We start from the raw sequence: 15,362 nt of genomic DNA, 5'->3' as shown, positions 1-15,362 counted from the left end.
AAAATAACAAAACAGGCCCGGTACAGGCCTGTTTAAAAACTTCAACCGCTAAGCCCGGTTTAAGGCGTTTGTAATAAGACTAGCTCACCGTTACGGCTTTGCACCAACACATAGGCGCCATTGCTTACCGCTTCGGTATAAAAACCGGAACCATCCATACTCTGACGGGCAACAAAATCACCGGTTGCACGGTTAACCCAATGCAAATTGCCTTTGTTGTCGCCAATAACCAGGTAGTCTTTGTATACCGCAGGCCCGGTCAGGTAATGCTTGTTCAGGCCAAATTGCGACCAGCGCTCAGTGCCACTGGCAGTGTCCAGTGCATAAATGCGGCCTTCAGAATCGACCACGTACAAAATGCTGTCGGCTATAGCGAAATTACGGAAACTGGCGTAATCGCGCTTCCAAATTTGCCGGCCGGTACGCAGCTCCTGGGCAATCAGCGAACCGTTATAGGCAATACTGTATACGGTGCCACCCTGTACTACAGGTTTGGCATCGACATCCACCAGGCGGGATAAGTCAGTAGAGCCCGACGGCACAGCGATAGGCTCTTCCCACGCCTGATAACCACGATCTGCAATCAGCACGCCCAAATGGCCGCTACCGGAGCCGTAAATCACGCCACCGGCTTCAATAACCGGTTCACTGACACCACGCAGCGTTAACGCCGGTTGCTCATTCTCGAACTCCCAACGCTGCTCGCCGCTGTCCGGGTGTAACGCAATTAAGGTACCGGCGCCGGTTGCCACTACTACCAGGCCTTCGCCCACAGCAGGGCTTGCCAGCACTTCGCCTTTCACCATTACCCGCCATACCAGCTCGCCATCAGCCGACAGTGCCACAACGTCGCCGTTTTCGGTGCCAAAATACAGCTTGTCGTAGCCAAAACTGATACCACCGGAAATACGGGCGTTATCACCGGACCAGACATCACTGATGCCTTGCCAAAATGAGCTGCCGGCCGGTTTGCGTAAATCAAACTGCCATTTACGTTTACCGGAGTTAAGGTCAAACGCGGCGACCAGGCCTTCACGGCTGGCGGCGTATACCGTATCTTTGACAATAATCGGCGTTAGCTGCGACTCATAATGTTCAACGCCGGAGCCGATACTTTTGCTCCAGACCACATCGGGGTCTATGCTGTTTTGCACCGGTGGCAGTACTAAAGGTTCTTTCGAAGAACAGCCCGCCAGTAGCACCGCAGTAAACAATAAAGCCTGTTTTAACTGTAATTTCACGCTTACCTCTATTTATACTGCAGTGACGTGAGCCAGCTCATCCAGCTTAATTTTCAATAACTGCTGATTCTGACCGGCAGCAGCCAATGCCTGCTGATAAGCGGCTTTAGCTTCAGGCAACTTGTCGGCCTGCATTAAAATATCGCCTTTCAGTTCAGCCTGAATAGCAACAAAACTATCCGGCACCGGCTGCGCTAACGTGGTTAAGGCAGCATCAAAGTTGCCTTGCTCTTGCTGTAACCGCGCCAAACGCAGTTGCGTTACGGCCAGCAATGCCGGTTGTTTGCTGTTAGCCAATACCCAGCTCAGTTGTTCTGCAGCTTTGTCGTATTGTTGCAGCGTCACAGCATCTTTGGCTGCCAGCAGAGCCGCCATAACGGCGTAATTGTTGGCATCAGAGGTGGCAACAAAATCCTGCGCCTGCGCCAGCCAGTCTTCACTGCCGGCCGCGCCGCGTTGCTCAACTAAACGGCTGAATTCGGTTGATGCAGCCTCAGCGGTGTTGCGCTGCTCGGCCTGGTAGTAACGAAAGCCATATAATGCCGCCAAACCCAGCACCACACCGGCCAGAATAGCTTTACCGTACTCGTGCCAGAAACGTTTAATGGCTTCTACCTGTTGTTCTTCACTGCTGTAAATTTCCACTGCGTTACTCCGTCAATGCTGCTCAGGCCAGAAGGCCGGCCAAATCAGTTAATAAAATTGTTTGTTGCGGCTTATCTTGCCGCAGCCACTTCACGCTAATTTCGCCGCGTGCCAACTCATCTTCGCCGATGATAAGGCCAATGGCCGCGCCGGATTTATCAGCGCGCTTAATTTGTTTCTTTAAATTGCCGCCGCCACAATGCACCATAATGCGCTGCCCGGGCAAGTTGTTGCGCAGCCTTTCGGCAACAGAAAGTGCCGCAAGTTCCGCCTGCTCACCCAGCGCCATCAGGTAAATATCTGCCACCGCCGGCAGCTGTGGCAGTAACTCTAACGTTTGCAACAGCAACACCAACCGTTCTAACCCCAGCGCAAAACCCACTGCCGGTGTAGCCTTGCCACCTAATTGCTCCACTAAACCATCGTAACGGCCGCCGGCACATACAGTGCCCTGGGAACCCAATTCAGTGGTAACCCACTCAAACACGGTTTTGTTGTAGTAATCCAGCCCGCGTACCAACCGCGGGTTTACCGTGAACTCAATACCGGCCAGCGTCAGCAGCTGCTGCACACGGGCAAAGTGAGTGGCTGAATCTTCATCCAGGTAGTCTGCCAGTTTAGGCGCAGCAGCTAACATATCGGCCAGCGCCGGGTTTTTACTGTCCAGCACTCTAAGCGGATTAGTGTACATACGGCGCAGGCTGTCTTCATCCAGCAGCGCTTTATGTTGCTCTAAATAGGCCACTAACGCATCGCGGTATGCCGCGCGGGCTTCGCTTGAACCCAGCGAATTCAGCTCCAGCTTAACGTAAGGCGTTAAACCCAATTGCTGCCACAGCCGCGCACTTAGCATGATCACTTCAGCGTCGATATCAGCCGAGGCTATACCGAAGGCTTCCAAACCGAACTGATGAAATTGCCGGTAGCGGCCTTTTTGCGGCCGTTCATGACGAAACATTGGCCCTGTGTACCACAACCGCTGTTCCTGGTTGTATAACAAGCCATGTTCATTGCCGGCGCGTACGCAGCAAGCCGTGCCTTCCGGGCGCAGTGTTAAACTGTCGCCGTTGCGATCGGCAAAGGTGTACATTTCTTTTTCAACGATATCGGTCACTTCGCCGATAGAGCGCTTAAACAGTTCGGTCATTTCCACGATAGGGAAACGGATCTCACTGTAGCCATAGCTGGCAACCGTTTGACGCAGCACCTGCTCAACATATTGCCAGGCCGGCGTATCTTGCGGCAGACAATCGTTCATGCCGCGAATGGCCTGAATTTGCTTCGACAAAATTAAACTTCCATCGGTTTGAGTTAAAAAACAGTGGCGATTATAGGCGTAACACGGCTAAACACCAAGCTTGTTACCGGGCTTAATCCAGCTGGCGCACGGCAATTTTCTGTTGCAGGTAGTCGCGTACCTGTTGCTCCAACTGATCTGCAACCTGATCATTGTCCAGCCGCAATTTTTGCCGTTGGCCGTTAATGTAAAAGCCACTTTTTTTGCTGGCACCGGCTACGCCTAAATCGGACACCAGGGCTTCGCCCGGGCCGTTTACCACACAGCCAATTACCGATACCGTTAATGGCTCAATCACATCTTCCAGCCGCTCTTCCAGCTGGTTCATGGTTTTTATCACATCAAATTCCTGCCGCGAACAGCTGGGGCAGGCAATAAAGTTAATGCCGCGCGAGCGAATACGCAGTGACTTTAAAATATCAAAGGCTACTTTGACTTCTTCTACCGGATCCGCAGCCAGCGATATGCGCAGCGTATCGCCAATGCCTTCGGCCAGTAACATGCCCAGGCCAATCGCTGATTTGACTGCGCCGGCACGGGCACCACCGGCTTCGGTAATACCCAAGTGCAGCGGCTGCTTAATTTGCTTTGCCAACAAACGGTAAGCGCCAACGGCTAAAAACACGTCTGATGCTTTAACGCTGACTTTAAACTGATCGAAATTCAGCCGGTCAAGAATCTCGACATGCCGCATCGCCGACTCTACCAAGGCTTCGGGCGTTGGCTCACGGTATTTCTCCTGGATATCCGCTTCCAGTGAACCGCCATTTACGCCGATACGAATGGGAATATTGTAGTCCCGCGCGCAATCTACCACGGCGCGAATACGGTCTTCGCGGCCTATATTGCCCGGGTTAATCCGCAGGCAATCTACGCCGTACTCGGCCACTTTTAAGGCAATGCGGTAATCAAAATGAATATCTGCCACCAGCGGGATCGGCGATTGTTGCTTAATCAGCTTAAAGGCCTCTGCCGCTTCCATGGTAGGTACCGATACCCGCACCAAATCAGCGCCGGCTTTGGCAATCGCCTGAATTTGCGCCACTGTAGCGGCGACATCGGTAGTCCGGGTGTTGGTCATCGACTGCACTGCTATCGGCGCATCACCGCCGATCAGCACGTTACCAACACGAATTTGCGTACTTTGACGGCGTTTAATAGGGTTTTCTGCAAACATGGTTATTCAGACTCAGGAATAGAAAATTTTGCCACTCTGCCAGCCGGTAACGCTGACATATCAAAAGGTTGCTGATTGTAACTGATTTGCACTACACCGGGGTTACCCAGGGTAACCACAAAAGGCGCTTTCCCGGTAAGCTGCATCACATAACCGGCCTGTTTAGTGCCGTAAGCCACGCGATTACCTTCAGCATCCACCACATCGACCCAGCAGTTTGCACTAAAACGCATTTCCAGCTGATCCGGCAGCAATTGCGCTTCCGCCAGCGGTTCAGCCGCAACCGGCTGCGCAGATGGCATTAACTGATCCAGCAGTTCATGCAGCTGCTCCGGCGTTGCCACCGGCGCCACTTCTGCAGCGGCTATTTCAGGTATGGCCACGGTTTCAACCGGCACAGGCGCACTGTCAGAAACCGGCCGCGCCGTTTGCCACCACCAGATAAACAACAACAATAGCAACAAGCCGATAATAGCGTAGGTTAACCACATAAAACGGTTTTCTGTTGCTTGCTTCGCTTCACGATTAGAAAAAGTGCGCATCGGTTTGGCGCTGCTGGCGACACAACCGGTTTGCCGGCTGAATGCGGCCATCAGCTCAGCTTCAGGTAACTTTAATAAGCGACCGTAAGCGCGTACATAACCGCGGGCAAAGGTTTCTAACATAGAGCCGTCAAGTTGATCCTGCTCTAACTGTTCCACCTGCGACGGTTTTAAGTTCAACTGCACTGCAACCTGCTGTACGCTGAGTTGGCGTTGCTCGCGGGCCTGGCGTAATAACTGGCCCGCACTGATGACGGCTGCGGGTTCTGTACTCATTGTGCAATACTGGCCGGGTCGACAACGTACACTTGCTGGCCAACCTTTAAGGTGCTGTTTTCGGTCAGGTTGTTCCAACTGAGAAAGCTGGACAGCCGCACATTGTAACGATACGAAATACCAAACATGGTTTCACCGGCAGCCACCAGATGATACGGGCTTTGTGCGCTAACCTGCGGCCGCGTTTCCAAACCGGCCGCCGCTACTTTTTGCTGCTGCGTCAGTTTTTGCTGCTGCGTTACTTCTTGTTGCGTCACTTCGGCCAGCCAAATTTTTTGTCCGGTTTTTATCACCGCTTCCGGGGTTAGCTGGTTCCACTGCATCAGGCTTTGTAAGCGAATATTGTGCTTCACCGAAATTGCGTATAACGATTCGGCCGCCTGCACTATATGAAAGGGCGCATCGGCGCTATCGCCTGCCACTGTTTGTTTATCAGCTGCCGTTGCGCTTAGCACTTCTTCTGTGCCGGCTGGCTCAGTCGCCATGCTGTGTTCTGCCGGTTGTTCTGCTAATTGTTCTGTCGGTTGCTCTGTCAGCGGCTCTGCTGGCAATTCAGCTGCTTGCTCAACTTGCTCTGTTGCAGCCATCTCAGTCGCAGCATCAGTGTTGTCTTGTGCCACTTGCGCATCAACTTGCTCTGCCGTTAGCGCGGCGTTACCGGCTGCGGCGGCTGAACTGTCAGTAGCATCACCGTCCACAGCAGGTTCTGCACGCTGCGCGGCTTGCGTTTGCGCTTCTGCTTCAGCTGCCATGGTTGTGGTTGCGTCGTCAGATGGTATAGCCGCAGCTTGCGCCACTATAGTTTCAACCGGCAAGGCTGCCGGCACGGTCGCCGAGGCCACCACCGCCGTTTGCGCCGGCACAGTCAGGCTGCCGGCGATAGCACTGGCAGTATTGCTCAGCACCGCAGCGCTGTCGGCAAGCGGTTGCGCTGCATTTGCTATTGAGCCGTCAGCACTTTTACGTTTCACGACTTTTAATTTCGGATTGGCCACCGGTGCGGTCGGCCGCTCAGCTGATACTGTGTCGTCTGGTAACACGATATTTGCCATCAGGCTGTCTTTGTAGCGCTCACGCAGCTGTTCAAACTCGGTGTCCTGCAGTTTGCCCTGCAGCAGCAACCGCGTTTCCGGCGTGTCGGTATAGAGCGTCAGCAACAGTTGCTCGGCGTTACGCATGGTTTCACGGTCACCGCTCTTCTCTGCAATTAAATAGCTAAGCAGCACGGTGCGGGCCGAGACACGGCCTAAGCGCTGAATACGGTCTAACTGGCTTTTGGCCTGACGATTATCGCCCATAGCGTAAGATAAACCGGCAGCCATGGTTAACGAGGTGATGCGGGTGCTGTTGTGGCTCAGCGAGTTATCCAGATAGGTTTTGGCTTTAGTAAAGCTGTTTTGCTGCAACTGACACAGGGCAAGGTTCTCATAGCTTTCGGCTACGCGGATATAGCCCGGCCGGCTGATGGCTTTAAGCAGCAATTGTTCTGATTGTTCATAGCGGCCTATCTGACATAAAAACGCGCCGTAGTTGTTGTAGGCATCGGCGTAATTGTTGTCTTTGGAGATAGCCTGCTTAAAGTAGTCTTCGGCCTGAGCGTTCTCGCCAACGCTTTGGTAGTAGTACGCCAGGGCGCCGTACACTTCGGCTGAGTTGGGCGCAAAGCTACGGGCGCGCTCCAAATTATACTTCGCTTGCGACGTGTCGCCGCGGCGCAGGTAATTCAGCCCCAGTGAAATACGGGTGCGGGCCGCCTCTATATTGTCAAAGGTCCGGTCAGAAACCGGTTTATCGCTGCCTTTATAGCTTTGCTCTGACACACAGGCCGTCAACAGCAATACGCTACAAAGTGATAGACCAATGAGAACTTTATGCTTCACCACACCTGCTTCCTTGATTTACTGCAGCATTTTAACCGCGATCGGCTGGCCTTTTTGCTGCTTTTTTATCAGCCTTTTTGTTCTGTCGATTACATCGCCCACTAACTGCCCACAGGCCGCATCGATATCGTCACCACGGGTTTTCCGTACAATAACAGTAAAGCCGTATTCTTGTAAGACTTTGTTAAATCTGTCAATCCGTGAGTTACTCGAACGCTTGTATGGCGAGCCCGGATAAGGGTTGAACGGGATCAGGTTAATTTTCGACGGTGTATCTTTCAGCGCATGTGCCAATTCATGCGCCTGCTCCATACTGTCGTTCACACCATCCAGCATCACGTACTCTACTGTGACCTTGTCATTGGCCTTAGAGTTCGCCACATAACGCCTTGAGGCAGCTAAAAATTCTTCCATCGGGTATTTACGGTTTACCGGTACCAGCTCGTTACGCAATTCGTTGTTGGGTGCATGTAATGAGATAGCCAGCGCGACGTCGATTTTATCACGCAGTAAATCCAGCGCCGGCACCACGCCGGAGGTACTTAAGGTAACGCGGCGTTTGGATAAACCAAAACCGAAGTCTTCCAGCATTAATTCCATTGCCGGCACCACGTTGTTCAGGTTCAGCAGCGGCTCGCCCATGCCCATCATCACTACGTTAGTGACCGGTTTGTCGCCGGTATCGCCGTAACTGCCGATGATTTGTGCTACCCGCCATACCTGACCAATAATCTCAGCCACGCTGAGGTTACGGTTAAAGCCCTGCTGGGCAGTAGAGCAGAACGAGCAATCCAGCGCGCAACCCACCTGGGATGACACACACAGCGTACGGCGGTCCTTTTCCGGGATCCACACGGTTTCAACTTCCTGGCCGCCACTTAAGCCCATGACAAACTTAATGGTGCCATCCGTGCTGTCTTGCCGCGTAACCACTACAGGCGCTTCAATCACGCAGCGTGCTTTTAGTTTTTCCCGCAATACTTTATTGATATTGCTCATCTTATCGAAATCATCGATACAGAAGTGGTAAATCCATTTCATTACCTGATCGGCACGGAACGGCTTTTCGCCCATATCGACGAAAAACTGCTGCATTTGCGCGCGCGTTAAATCAAGTAAATTAATTTTGTTATGCTGCTCAGTCATTTGCAGAGCGCTCCTTACCACAATAAACAATAGCCATAAAACACTGTACCAACATGCACTAAGGGGGCTGCTGCCCCCTTAGTCCGTTACCGCAGGCGATTAACGCTTAACGGGTACGGGCACACAACTCGGCTTCAGTGAAGAAGTAAGCAATTTCACGTGCGGCAGACGCTGCAGCGTCTGAACCGTGTACCGCATTCTCATCGATGCTGGCAGCGTAGTCAGCACGTAAAGTACCGGCAGCAGCATCTTTCGGGTTAGTAGCACCCATGATTTCACGGTGTTTACGTACTGCATCTTCACCTTCCAACACCTGCACCATTACCGGGCCAGAGGTCATAAAAGACACTAAAGCGCCGAAAAACGGACGGGCGCTGTGCTCAGCGTAGAAACCTTCAGCCTGCTCACGGCTTAAGTGTAGCATTTTAGCCGCTACGATACGTAAACCGGCAGATTCAAAACGGTTGTAGATAGCGCCAATAACGTTTTTTGCTACTGCATCCGGCTTGATAATTGAAAAAGTGCGTTCTAACGCCATAACAGGCTCCTGATTAAGTTGGTTTAAACTAAATGATTAAAATTTAAGGCGGCAAATTATACGCTAGTTGCAAAAAAAAACCTATTTTTGCTGACAAAAAAGCCGCGAACTGCAGTATCACACCGGAGTATCGCGGCTTTTTATGACAGTAACGTGGCTAGAAGCTGGCAACCACCTTGACACTGCCATCCACGCTGGCGCTGCTGATATAACCAATAGCCGTAGCATCTGCCGCTATGGCGGCTTTTACCGCCGCGTCATCGGCCAATTCTTTTGGTGGTGTGCCTTTACCGGTAAACACCAGCTTGGACCAATAAGCTTTAAGCTGCGCGGCAGAACGGTTCAGCACTTTATTGTCAAACTCGTCGCGCCCGGCCTGGCCTTCGGCGAGGTTTAGCGGTGTGGCTTTACTGCCATCGGCAAAGCTGCTGGCACGGCCTAAAAACAACCGGTTTAAATCATCTGCTGACACCGCATTGGCATTAGCAGGATTAACCACAACAGCAATGTCGGCTGCAGCTGCACCGGACAATAACGCTGTCAATAACAGAGCAGTTTTTACTATACGCATAATGCCTCCTTAAAATACTAAATCTACGCCAAACGCCAACACGTCCTGACGCAGATCCGCAATTTCATTGTCTTCAGAGCTGTATTGCACTTTAAATGCAGCCGAAGGATGGAAGTCATAGCGCAAACCAACATTATAAGTCGTTGCTTCACGGGCCTGACTTTGCACTATGCCCACTACCGGCAATAACAACTGCGGCGGCAAAGTGGCAAGGTAGGGTGTATAAATTTCTGTTTTCGCTTCATTATCTTCTTTTTCATAAGAGATATAAGGCGTGACGCTGTCAAAGCGGTGACCGACTGATACATAGAAGTTTTTCTGATCAGAAATAAAGCTGTTGTCCACTTTAACCAGGGTGTACTCAGCCACTAACAGCCAGTCATTTTTGTCCGCCGTAAACCCCAGACCAAAAAAGGCGCCGTCTTCTTCATTGATATCTATTTCATTAACCAAAGCGCCAAAACCGGCACCTGATAAGCCCGTAAAGAAGTCGCCAAAGGTTACACCAGGTTCCAGTTGCACCGCTTCGGCACCAACACTGACCTCACCGATAAGGTAGGCTGCACGCATGCTGTACCAGTCCCGACTTAGCTCCCAGGTTAAGCCGACAATATTTTGAATCTCAGCGGTAACATCAGTGCCGCTGATGCGGGCATCGCCATCGTATGCACCGGCAACCAACTGTAAGCTGGAATCAAAATTGCCTAACTGAGTGGTGTGATAAAGCGATATACCTTCAATATTGTCAAAGCCTAAGCCATACACACCTTGCGGCACCCGCAGCCAATCATAGGCATAGCCGACATCACGAAAATCTGAGTACTTATAAAACGGCGTGCGTAAGCGGCCGGCGTTTATGCGCAAATCGTCGCTAAGCTGATAGCTGATAAAAGCCCATTCAAAATCGACATCAAAGTCATCATTACCGCGACCCATCAGCTGCGCCGTAACCGATAACTTCTCGCCCAGGTCAGACATCACCTGTACGGCGAATAAACTTTCATTACTAAAATCAAGATCGTCATCATAGCCATACAGTGTGTCGTCACTATCCAGTGTCATGCCGGCTTTAATCGAAGCAAAACCGTTGATGGTCAGGTCAGCATAAGCCGGTGCTGCCAACAGCGTTGACAGCGTTACCGCTATCAGAGATTTTTTTAACATAATTACCCCGTCTGTTATCGTTGTCATTGTGATTTTAGCTGAAGATCCACCTTACTCCAGTGAATATTAGCTTTTTATTAAGTTGGATCAGTGAATTAGCATAAAAAAACGGCCACCCGGGCCGTTAGTATTTTTCAGCGACATAAATAAGCAAAAAGTTAATGACCTTCGCTAACGATATTGACGGTGTATTTCGGAATTTCCACCACCAGATCTTCATCAGCAATACGCGCCTGACAGCCCAAACGTGACTCGCTTTCCAGCCCCCAGGCTTTATCCAGCATATCGTCTTCTAACTCATCACTTTCGTTTAATGAGTAAAAGCCTTCGCGTACTATGACATGGCAGGTAGTACAGGCGCAGGATTTCTCACAAGCATGCTCGATAGAAATACCGCTGCGCAGGGCCACATCCAATACCGTTTCGCCGGCTTTAGCTTCCACTGCCGCGCCATCAGGGCACAGTTCAGCATGGGGTAAAAATACAATCTGTGGCATCTGTTATACCTCGTCCACGTTATGGCCTTTCAACGCACTGCGGACCGAAAGATCCATGCGCCTGGCGGCAAAGTCGTCAGTTAATCTGTTAGTTTGCTCAATCGCGGCCTTGATCGCCGCAGTATCGTCACCTTGTTTTACCGTAGCCAGGGCTGTCAGCGCTTGTTTAATCCCGGCCAGCTCGGTTGTGCTTAACAATTCAGCATCAGCGTTCAGCGCCTGCGACACCGCTTCCAGTACGCGTTCAGCTTCAACCTGCTGCTCGCGTAACAAGCGTTGCTGCATATCCTGGCGTGCATACTGCATCGAGCTTTTAAGCATAGTGGCAACTTGATCATCGCTTAAACCGTATGATGGTTTTACCTGGATATTGGCCTGTACACCGCTGGATTTCTCCTGCGCGGTAACACTTAGCAAACCATCGGCGTCGACCTGAAAGGTGACGCGGATATGAGCGCCACCGGCCGGCATTGGTGGTATGCCACGCAGCTCAAACCGGGCCAGAGAGCGGCAGTCGTCTACCAGTTCGCGCTCGCCCTGCACCACATGCAGCGCCATGGCGGTTTGGCCATCTTTAAAGGTGGTAAATTCCTGCGCCCGCGCTACCGGTATTACCGTGTTACGCGGAATAATTTTTTCCGTTAAGCCGCCCATGGTTTCCAGACCAAGCGACAGCGGGATCACATCCAGCAGCAGCGTATCGCCGTCGGCTTTATTACCTACCAGCACGTTGGCCTGAATAGCCGCGCCTATGGCCACCACTTTATCCGGGTCGATAGAGGTAAGCGGTTCAGTAGCAAAAAATGCAGCCACTTCGCGGCGTACCAGCGGCACCCGGGTAGAGCCGCCTACCATCACTACTTTAACAATTTCATCACTGGTTAAACCGGCATCGCGCAGTACCTGACGACAGGCACGAATGGTTTTCTTTACCAGGGCGCCAATCAGCTGCTCAAACTCCGCTTTGCTCAGCGTACCGTCAAGCATGCCATTGGCGGTTGGCAGGCTGAAACTTACCGTATCGCTGTCAGTTAACTGTTCTTTAATGCTGCGTGCGGTGGTTAAATATTGCCGCATTGCCTGGTGCGATAACTGTGCTTCACCGGTCTGTTGCTGCAAATAACCAACAATTACATGGTCAAAATCATCGCCGCCCAGCGCAGAATCACCGCCGGTGGCCAGCACTTCAAACACACCGCGGCGCAGGCGTAATATCGAGATATCAAAAGTGCCGCCACCCAGGTCGTATACCGCAATAATGCCTTCCTGGCCGGAGTCGAGGCCATAGGCCAGCGCCGCAGCAGTAGGTTCATTTAATAAGCGCAGTACATTTAAGCCGGCAAGTTTAGCCGCATCTTTGGTGGCCTGGCGCTGGGCATCATCAAAATAGGCCGGCACGGTGATCACCACGCCGTTTAACTCGCCGCCTAAGGTTTCGCTGGCGGTATTAGCCAGGGTAGCCAGAATTTCAGCCGATACTTCAACCGGGTTTTTAATACCCTGAGCCGTGTTAATCGCCACTAAACCTTGTTGATCTATCAGCTGGTACGGCACCTTGTCTTTTAGTGCCAGCGTTTCGCCGTAGCCTTTGCCCATTAAGCGTTTAACCGACACTATGGTGTTATCTGCATCTTCCACCGCCGCAGCCATAGCGGCGTCACCGACAATAACGGCATCGCGGGTATAGCGCACTACCGATGGCAGCATATCGCGGCCCTGTGCATTGACCAGGGTTTTGGCTTCGCCGCTACGCACTGTGGCGACCAGAGAATTAGTGGTACCCAGGTCAATACCGGCCGCCAGCTTGTGCTGATGCGGCGCAGCGCTTTGTCCGGGCTCTGCGATTTGTAATAGCATAGTGTTGTTTAGTCTTGTAGTTGCTGTTCTGTCAGCTCCAGCTCTTGCTGCAGCTTAAAGAAAAATTTTAGTTTACGGATCAGGTCGGCTGCCTGTTGATCCTGCTCAGCAGTTTGCGCTTGCAGTGCTGCAGACAACTGCTGCAGTAACTGTTTTTTCTGCTGCTGCAATTGCCGCTCTATGCTGTCAATTACCGCGTCGGCATCGTCGCTTTGCTCAATTTCGGCTAACTGCTCGCGCAGTTCCATTTGTTGCATTAAAAACGACGGATCGGTAAAGCTGCGCTGTTCGTGGCTGATTTTCAAGCCGCGCAGCGCCAGCAGATGCTCTGCCCGCAGCAATGGCTGCTTTAAACTGTGGTAAGCATCGTTAATATTGGCCGTTTGTTGCACCGCCATCAGCCGATCACGCTCCGAACCGGCGGCATGCTGGTCGGGGTGAAAACGGCGCTGCAGTTGTAAATAACGCGACCCCAACTCAGTTAAGTCGAGGTCGAACTGCGCCGGCAGGTTAAACAGCTGAAAGTAATTCATCCGGCCCTTAGTAGTTACATTAAGTGCTTAAGTTAAGTGTTTATACGGTAAAGCTTTCGCCACAACCGCATTCACCGTTTACATTCGGATTATTAAACTTAAAGCCTTCATTCAGGCCTTCTTTGACAAAATCCAGCTGGGTGCCGTCGATATAGACCAGGCTTTTGCCATCGACAATCAACTTTAAATCGTCGTGCTCAAACACCTCGTCATCGTCATTCAGCGTATCGACAAACTCCAGTACATAAGCCAGGCCCGAGCAACCGGTGGTTTTAACGCCTACCCGCAAGCCCACACCCTTACCACGGTTTTGCATAAAGCTGCGCACCCGTTCGGCGGCTGCCGTTGTCATCGAAATAGCCATAACGCTTAGCCCCCGTGCTTTTGCTTGTAATCAGCAATAGCCGCTTTAATGGCATCTTCCGCCAAAATAGAACAGTGAATTTTCACCGGTGGCAAAGCCAGTTCCTGCGCGATGTCGGTATTGCTGATTTGCTGCGCTTCAGCCAGGCTTTTGCCTTTTACCCACTCGGTAACCAGCGAGCTGGACGCAATAGCGCTGCCACAGCCGTAGGTTTTAAACTTAGCATCTTCGATAATGCCGTCGGCATTCACTTTAATTTGCAGTTTCATAACGTCGCCGCAAGCCGGTGCGCCTACCATACCGGTAGCAACACTGGCGTCGTCTTTGTCGAACGAGCCAACGTTACGCGGGTTTTCGTAGTGGTCGATTACTTTATTACTGTAAGCCATGATAGTTACCTCAATGTGCAGCCGGCGCGCTTAGTGCGCAACCCAGGCTACAGTGTTTAAATCAACGCCGTCTTTGTACATGTCCCACAACGGCGACATAGCGCGCAGTTTTTCAATTGCCTGATGCACAATTTTAATCGTGTGATCAATCTGCGCTTCGGTGGTGTAACGGCCGATACTGAAACGGATAGAACTGTGCGCCAGCTCGTCGCTCATCCCCAGAGCACGCAACACATAAGACGGCTCCAGGCTGGCAGAAGTACAGGCAGAACCGGACGATACGGCGATGTCTTTCAGCGCCATAATCAGCGACTCACCTTCAACATAGTTAAAGCTGATATTGGTGATATGCGGCACGCGCTGTTCACGGTTGCCGTTTAAAAACACCTGCTCAATATCTTTTACGCCGTTTAATAAGCGGTCGCGCAAAGCTGTAATGCGGATAATTTCGTCGTGCATTTCCAGCTTGGCAATACGGAAGGCTTCGCCCATCGCGACAATCTGGTGCGTTGGTAAAGTGCCAGAGCGCATACCGCGCTCGTGGCCGCCACCGTGCATCTGCGCTTCTAAGCGGATCCGCGGTTTACGCCGCACAAACAAAGCACCAATGCCTTTAGGACCATAAGCTTTATGGCCGGAGAACGACATTAAATCGACTTTCAGTGCTTGTAAGTCGATATCGACTTTGCCTGCCGCTTGTGCAGCATCAACATGGAAAATAATACCGTTGCTGCGGCACAGCTCGCCGATGGCAGCGATGTCCTGCACTACACCAATTTCGTTGTTAACAAACATCACGCTGATAACAGAGGTATCGGGGCGGATAGCGGCTTGCAACATAGCAACAGTGACCAAACCATCGGTTTGCGGCTCAAGGTAAGTGACCTCATAGCCTTCACGCTCCAGCTGACGCATAGTATCGAGCGTGGCTTTATGTTCGGTTTTAACCGTGATCAGGTGCTTGCCTTTTTTACGGTAAAAATCGGCAGCGCCTTTAATGGCCAGGTTGTTGGATTCGGTGGCGCCGGAGGTGAATACAATTTCACGCGGGTCGGCGTTTACCAGCTCAGCAATCTGGCTGCGGGCAATTTCTACCGCTTCTTCTGCCTGCCAGCCAAAACGATGCGAACGCGACGCCGGGTTACCAAACTCGCCGTCCATTGTTAAAAACTGCATCATTTTCTCTGCTACCCGGGCGTCGACCGGGGTAGTTGCAGCGTAATCCAGATAAATAGGTAGCTTCAT

General features: G+C 51.7%; 16 protein-coding genes. All 16 read right to left on the bottom strand.

Going from position 1 to position 15,362, the window contains the following annotated elements; all coding sequences use genetic code 11:
- Positions 1 to 59: 59 nt before the first annotated feature.
- A complete protein-coding gene (gene bamB / locus Q8O77_RS07710; protein ID WP_305552274.1) occupies positions 60 to 1,241 on the bottom strand; it encodes an outer membrane protein assembly factor BamB in 1,182 nt (393 codons plus the stop codon).
- Between the two features lie 12 nt (positions 1,242 to 1,253).
- Positions 1,254 to 1,886: a tetratricopeptide repeat protein gene (locus Q8O77_RS07705; protein ID WP_305552273.1), complete on the bottom strand. Its 633-nt coding sequence runs from the start codon at positions 1,884 to 1,886 to the stop codon at positions 1,254 to 1,256.
- A 22-nt stretch (positions 1,887 to 1,908) separates the two neighbouring features.
- Entirely contained in the window at positions 1,909 to 3,174 is a 1,266-nt protein-coding gene (hisS, locus tag Q8O77_RS07700; protein ID WP_305552272.1) for a histidine--tRNA ligase, read from the bottom strand.
- Between the two features lie 82 nt (positions 3,175 to 3,256).
- A complete protein-coding gene (gene ispG, locus Q8O77_RS07695) occupies positions 3,257 to 4,360 on the bottom strand; it encodes a flavodoxin-dependent (E)-4-hydroxy-3-methylbut-2-enyl-diphosphate synthase (RefSeq protein WP_305552271.1) in 1,104 nt (367 codons plus the stop codon).
- A gap of 2 nt (positions 4,361 to 4,362) precedes the next feature.
- On the bottom strand, positions 4,363 to 5,178 hold the full coding sequence (locus Q8O77_RS07690) for a RodZ domain-containing protein (RefSeq protein WP_305552270.1): 816 nt from the start codon (positions 5,176 to 5,178) through the stop codon (positions 4,363 to 4,365).
- A complete protein-coding gene (pilW, locus tag Q8O77_RS07685; protein ID WP_305552269.1) occupies positions 5,175 to 7,058 on the bottom strand; it encodes a type IV pilus biogenesis/stability protein PilW in 1,884 nt (627 codons plus the stop codon). Before pilW ends, Q8O77_RS07690 begins: the two co-directional genes overlap by 4 nt.
- A gap of 18 nt (positions 7,059 to 7,076) precedes the next feature.
- On the bottom strand, positions 7,077 to 8,204 hold the full coding sequence (locus tag Q8O77_RS07680) for a bifunctional tRNA (adenosine(37)-C2)-methyltransferase TrmG/ribosomal RNA large subunit methyltransferase RlmN (RefSeq protein ID WP_305552268.1): 1,128 nt from the start codon (positions 8,202 to 8,204) through the stop codon (positions 7,077 to 7,079).
- Positions 8,205 to 8,310: 106 nt separating this feature from the next.
- The gene (gene ndk, locus Q8O77_RS07675; RefSeq protein ID WP_305552267.1) at positions 8,311 to 8,742 is read right to left on the bottom strand and encodes a nucleoside-diphosphate kinase; all 432 of its coding nucleotides are present in this window, start codon (positions 8,740 to 8,742) and stop codon (positions 8,311 to 8,313) included.
- 157 nt (positions 8,743 to 8,899) lie between these two features.
- Complete coding sequence (locus Q8O77_RS07670; protein ID WP_305552266.1) at positions 8,900 to 9,313, bottom strand: phosphate ABC transporter substrate-binding protein; 414 nt, start codon at positions 9,311 to 9,313, stop codon at positions 8,900 to 8,902.
- A 9-nt stretch (positions 9,314 to 9,322) separates the two neighbouring features.
- Positions 9,323 to 10,477: a porin gene (locus Q8O77_RS07665; protein WP_305552265.1), complete on the bottom strand. Its 1,155-nt coding sequence runs from the start codon at positions 10,475 to 10,477 to the stop codon at positions 9,323 to 9,325.
- Between the two features lie 158 nt (positions 10,478 to 10,635).
- On the bottom strand, positions 10,636 to 10,974 hold the full coding sequence (gene fdx, locus Q8O77_RS07660) for an ISC system 2Fe-2S type ferredoxin (protein WP_305552264.1): 339 nt from the start codon (positions 10,972 to 10,974) through the stop codon (positions 10,636 to 10,638).
- Between the two features lie 3 nt (positions 10,975 to 10,977).
- Entirely contained in the window at positions 10,978 to 12,831 is a 1,854-nt protein-coding gene (gene hscA / locus Q8O77_RS07655) for a Fe-S protein assembly chaperone HscA (RefSeq protein ID WP_305552263.1), read from the bottom strand.
- Positions 12,832 to 12,839: 8 nt separating this feature from the next.
- Complete coding sequence (hscB, locus tag Q8O77_RS07650) at positions 12,840 to 13,364, bottom strand: co-chaperone HscB (protein ID WP_305552262.1); 525 nt, start codon at positions 13,362 to 13,364, stop codon at positions 12,840 to 12,842.
- A gap of 40 nt (positions 13,365 to 13,404) precedes the next feature.
- Positions 13,405 to 13,728, bottom strand: a complete 324-nt coding sequence (gene iscA / locus Q8O77_RS07645; protein WP_173502638.1) for an iron-sulfur cluster assembly protein IscA — start codon at positions 13,726 to 13,728, stop codon at positions 13,405 to 13,407.
- Positions 13,729 to 13,733: 5 nt separating this feature from the next.
- Entirely contained in the window at positions 13,734 to 14,117 is a 384-nt protein-coding gene (gene iscU / locus Q8O77_RS07640) for a Fe-S cluster assembly scaffold IscU (protein ID WP_305552261.1), read from the bottom strand.
- Between the two features lie 30 nt (positions 14,118 to 14,147).
- Entirely contained in the window at positions 14,148 to 15,362 is a 1,215-nt protein-coding gene (locus Q8O77_RS07635; protein WP_305552260.1) for an IscS subfamily cysteine desulfurase, read from the bottom strand.

The sequence above is a fragment of the Rheinheimera sp. genome (genome assembly GCF_030690345.1).
GTDB lineage: Bacteria > Pseudomonadota > Gammaproteobacteria > Enterobacterales > Alteromonadaceae > Alishewanella.
The sequence above is the reverse complement of the archived record's forward strand: the minus strand, read 5'-3'. Positions and strand labels throughout refer to the sequence as shown.

Coding starts and splice junctions, on each gene's coding strand:
- Q8O77_RS07635 (WP_305552260.1), bottom strand. CDS start 15,362: ATGAAGCTACCTATTTATCTGGATTACGCTGCAACTACCCCGGTCGAC.
- hscB (WP_305552262.1), bottom strand. CDS start 13,364: ATGAATTACTTTCAGCTGTTTAACCTGCCGGCGCAGTTCGACCTCGAC.
- hscA (WP_305552263.1), bottom strand. CDS start 12,831: ATGCTATTACAAATCGCAGAGCCCGGACAAAGCGCTGCGCCGCATCAG.
- Q8O77_RS07690 (WP_305552270.1), bottom strand. CDS start 5,178: ATGAGTACAGAACCCGCAGCCGTCATCAGTGCGGGCCAGTTATTACGC.
- Q8O77_RS07670 (WP_305552266.1), bottom strand. CDS start 9,313: ATGCGTATAGTAAAAACTGCTCTGTTATTGACAGCGTTATTGTCCGGT.
- fdx (WP_305552264.1), bottom strand. CDS start 10,974: ATGCCACAGATTGTATTTTTACCCCATGCTGAACTGTGCCCTGATGGC.
- ndk (WP_305552267.1), bottom strand. CDS start 8,742: ATGGCGTTAGAACGCACTTTTTCAATTATCAAGCCGGATGCAGTAGCA.
- iscA (WP_173502638.1), bottom strand. CDS start 13,728: ATGGCTATTTCGATGACAACGGCAGCCGCCGAACGGGTGCGCAGCTTT.
- Q8O77_RS07680 (WP_305552268.1), bottom strand. CDS start 8,204: ATGACTGAGCAGCATAACAAAATTAATTTACTTGATTTAACGCGCGCG.
- ispG (WP_305552271.1), bottom strand. CDS start 4,360: ATGTTTGCAGAAAACCCTATTAAACGCCGTCAAAGTACGCAAATTCGT.
- Q8O77_RS07665 (WP_305552265.1), bottom strand. CDS start 10,477: ATGTTAAAAAAATCTCTGATAGCGGTAACGCTGTCAACGCTGTTGGCA.
- iscU (WP_305552261.1), bottom strand. CDS start 14,117: ATGGCTTACAGTAATAAAGTAATCGACCACTACGAAAACCCGCGTAAC.